This window comes from Megasphaera cerevisiae DSM 20462 (assembly GCF_001045675.1).
Taxonomy (GTDB): domain Bacteria; phylum Bacillota; class Negativicutes; order Veillonellales; family Megasphaeraceae; genus Megasphaera; species Megasphaera cerevisiae.
Genome location: NZ_LEKT01000190.1, coordinates 1 through 542, shown reverse-complemented (window position 1 = coordinate 542; position 542 = coordinate 1). Strand labels below are relative to the sequence as shown.

At 39.3% G+C, this 542-nt stretch carries 1 pseudogene; it reads left to right on the top strand.

Going from position 1 to position 542, the window contains the following annotated elements:
* Positions 1-201, top strand: a pseudogene (locus AB840_RS18030) (hypothetical protein); the annotation flags it as partial.
* Positions 202-542 lie beyond the last annotated feature (341 nt).

Genomic DNA, 542 nt, shown 5'->3' with positions numbered 1-542 from the left:
AGTATGTGGGCAAGATTAAAGGAAGAACTAATCTATAATCGATATAATGCTTCAAAAACAACTGTTGAACATATGAAAACAATTATATGGAGATATTTCATTAGTTACTGGAATAACCGAAGAATCTGCTCCACCAATGGAGGATTACCTCCAATGATTAAGAGACAACAGTATTACCGCTCATTGAAGGATGCAGCGTAGATCGAATATCCTCGAGGAAAAAGTGTAAAGAGATATTGACAATATCATTTTGAGGGTCTTATGGTTGTAGCCGTTACGGCGATTGGTTGTTTCGAGCCTATGAAAAAATCTCTGTAAACAAACTTCCACTCGAAGTCATAAGGTCTTCTATGGTACAATCTAATCATAGGAGGACTTTTTATCATGGCAAAACAGCGGAAAGAGATTCACAAGGTTGAAATGACCGATGGGAAGCGGGCTATTATCCAGCAGCTCTTCCAAGAGTATACCATCGAGAAACCAAATGACATCCAAGATGCCCTGAAGGATCTGCTTGGCGGTACCATCAAAGAGATGATGGA